Annotated in this window: 2 protein-coding genes and 2 pseudogenes; 1 reads left to right on the top strand and 3 read right to left on the bottom strand. The window is 66.8% G+C overall.

Annotated elements, in window-relative coordinates; all coding sequences use genetic code 11:
• Positions 1-44: 44 nt before the first annotated feature.
• Entirely contained in the window at positions 45-260 is a 216-nt protein-coding gene (locus CCN42_RS42300; protein WP_143662150.1) for an SH3 domain-containing protein, read from the bottom strand.
• 370 nt (positions 261-630) lie between these two features.
• Between CCN42_RS42300 and CCN42_RS46335 the strand changes: the two are divergent.
• Positions 631-1047 (top strand): annotated as a pseudogene (locus CCN42_RS46335) (transposase); the annotation flags it as partial.
• A gap of 1069 nt (positions 1048-2116) precedes the next feature.
• On the opposite strand, the pseudogene CCN42_RS41855 reads toward CCN42_RS46335, so the two are convergent.
• Positions 2117-2233: pseudogene (locus tag CCN42_RS41855) on the bottom strand (IS5/IS1182 family transposase); the annotation flags it as partial.
• Between the two features lie 301 nt (positions 2234-2534).
• Positions 2535-2726 (bottom strand): hypothetical protein, encoded by a 192-nt coding sequence (locus tag CCN42_RS36660; RefSeq protein WP_143662149.1) that lies wholly within the window; start codon positions 2724-2726, stop codon positions 2535-2537.
• Between the last annotated feature and the right edge of the window lie 347 nt (positions 2727-3073).

The raw sequence follows: 3073 nt of genomic DNA, 5'->3' as shown, positions 1-3073 counted from the left end.
CACTGGTGAGGGTGGGGCCGGGCTCCGCCGGTCCGGCCCCACCCTCACCAGTGGCGGTAGCCGGTGGCAAGATAGTCGCCGCTCACCCAGCCGGTACGGCCCTTGTAGCCACCCGACATGACGCGCACGTACGCCCACCACGCATCCCCTTGCAGCCCCCAGCACTCGGCGTAGACGTCGGTGGACCGTGGCAGGACGCCGCGCGACCGGTGATGAGCACCACGGCCCGACCGCAGATGAACGGCATCCGTCGTGTGCAACTGAGCTGCTGCGGCCTGCGAGTTGCAGGCTCGCGGCTGGGACCAGGCCACGGGCGCCGAGGACGCTGGAGCGGGAGCCACGGTCACGGCGGCCAGAGCGCCGGCCGCTACGGCTGTGCTGAGTAAGACTCGCTTCATGCCTGGTCAACGGCCGGTTGCGGCCTGCGTGGTGGGCAGTCGCCCGAACGTGGCACGGGACGCTCTGTACGGCCCGCGGACGTCGCCCCTCCCCTCGGATGCGGGGGACGCCTGTCGGGGCTACAGCGTGGCGCTCGCCTCCTCTACGAGGCGCCTCAGATCGTTGGGTGAGACCTGAGTCAGCCGCCGTGGCTCGTTTCGTGATCAGGCCGTATCGAACGGTGGTGTCACCGAAAACGCCATCGTCTGGGCCGACCGTGCCTACGCGGGCAAGCTCGTGACCTGGGCCAAACGTCACCTGAACCTCACGGTCAACACCGTCGTCCGGCCCAAGGACTCCTCCGAGTTCGTCCTACCGCCCCGCCGCTGGATCGTTGAGCGGTCACTGGCCTGGATGATGAACGCCCGCTGGCATGCCCGCGACTACGAACGGCTGATCCAGCACTCCGAGACCCTCATCGCTTAGGCCGCCCTCACCCTCATGACCCGGCGCATCACCCGATGCATGCCGCTACCGGACGCCGTGCCGGTCATCGGCGTCCCGAGCGGCACCGGTCCGCAGCCGGACTCGGAGGCCCCGGCCAGCGTGCGTTCGGCAGGGCCGGCTGCTGTCAGCGGTGTCCGCGGTCGACCCCGTCCCGGATCGTGAAGCGGGATTTCCATGCATGGTCGTACAGCGTCTGCCGCCGTTGGAGCACCGCTTCAGGCACGACGGGTTCTCGATGCCCAACTCCACCGCACCGTCGACTCGCGTAAATTTCGCCTCTCTGTCTGCTTGGTTGGCTCTGGCGTCGAGTGACTTGAAAAGTGAAAAATTGAAAATCGATAATCATCCTGAGGAGATGCCGAGAGTGTCGAGTGGCGGTCTACTGGAGACAGGCGCAGCTGTCGCCGGTGCCGTGGAACAGTATCAACGTACGGCTGCGATAAGGGTATCGGCGTTACTTGTCTACACTTGGAGGTGACCCATGCGCGTAAAGTTTCCCACAAGCCACGCTCGACGCTGCGGTTGGCTCTTGTCGGGCGGCCTGGCGCTCGCAGTGACAACAGCACCGCTTTCCGTAACCTCCCCCGCTCAGGCGCAGTATGGCCCTTACACGTGCACGCCAGGTCTCGTGTGGCGGGAAGCGGTTAGCGGAGATCGCGTCTGTGTCACTCCACAGTGGAGGGATAAGACGCGGGAAGAAAATCGGCTCGGTCCGTCACGCGTGCAACCCGGTGGCGGGCCTTACGGCCCGGACACGTGCAAGCCGGGATTCGTCTGGCGCGAGACCCGTCCTACGGACCACATTTGCGTGCCCCCGCAAAGTCGCGAAGACGCCCGTCGCGGTAACGCCAACGCGTACTCGGGATACGCACATCCGGACCAACTGCCCAAGAATGGCACTGCAGCCTGGTGGGAGAATACGCGTAGTCAGTTGCTGGTGAATCCCGCACACCTGTCCTTCTATGGTTGGGAACCATCGAGGGGCTACCACCGCCAGATGGGCACCTACGGCGACTACTACGGAGTTCGAGCAGTGACTCCTGCGAACTGTCAGAAGAGTGACGATCGATACATGTACGTGCTCGCAGTCGACGCAGCTACGGGCATTGTGAGCAATGCCGGACGCGTGCAAGTTCCTCTGTGCCTCCTTTACTGAGGCTGTTCGCCGCCTTCGGCATGTAGGGCTGGACAGGATCTGCCTTCCAAGCGGGGATGGTGCCGAGGGTGGCCTTCGCGCCGCGGGCTCCCTCCAGGCCCGGCAGTCGTTGCGGTTGCCGGGCAGCGGCTTTCCGACGGCGACGCGGGTGTCGACGCTGATGACGACCTGATGGTCGGAGTAACGGTAGTTCCTGCCGGAGGCGGCCACGGCCCGTTCGCCGATACCAAGACGGGAGACCGTACGAACCCGCAGCACCTCGCCGAGCTGGTGCGGACTGGTGCCGTAGTAGCGCAGGGCACCAGTCAGGTCGACCAGCGCGGCGTGGCGGCAGCGCCTGCACCACCGGCGACAGGCTAGCCAGCTTCCCCAGAACCTGGCGGTAGGCCTCCGACAGGCGGCCGCGGCGCAGCGCTCAGATCTTGACGTGGGAGTCGAGTGCTGCGGCGCTCTGGCTACCTGCAAGGCAGCGAAACTCTTCGGCTCCGTCCGGTTACAGCGGCAGTGTTATGCCCAGCTCATGCATTGCTTTGGACGGCGGGCCACCTTCGGAGCGTTCGGTGTCGAGAGCGTCGATGTCCTCCAGCCACACGATCTCGGTTTCGTGGCTGATCTCGTCCGCGCTGATCAGGAAATGCCCTGCGGATGCGGGGACGGCCAGGGCGGGGCGGAGTGCGGCCAGCAACAGGGGGCAGGGCACCGGGCCGCGCAGGGATCCGGAAGCGAGGGCTGCGAGTAGAGCAGGCGGGCGGCGAGAGGCCGTGCAGGCCACCGGCGGCGGGCAGCAGCGGTGCAGCGGGCGGGGTACGGGGACAACGGGGGCGCTGACAGCCAGAAACCGCACGAGCCGCAGGCGAGCGCGGGGACGGGCCGCGGGTGCTGGCGGCCGACGGGGGTGTTGTTCAGCAGGAGGACGCCACGGTGCGGTGCGCGTAGGCACTCAGGCCCGACAGACCAGGCCGCAGCTCGATGACCCGTGTGGCCAGCGCGCGTACCGCGGGCCAGCGGGCCTCTAGCGCGTGTCTCTTTGAT

Origin of the sequence: Streptomyces glaucescens, assembly GCF_002154375.1 — a bacterium.
Classification (GTDB): Bacteria; Actinomycetota; Actinomycetes; order Streptomycetales; family Streptomycetaceae; genus Streptomyces; species Streptomyces glaucescens.
The sequence above is the reverse complement of the archived record's forward strand: the minus strand, read 5'-3'. Positions and strand labels throughout refer to the sequence as shown.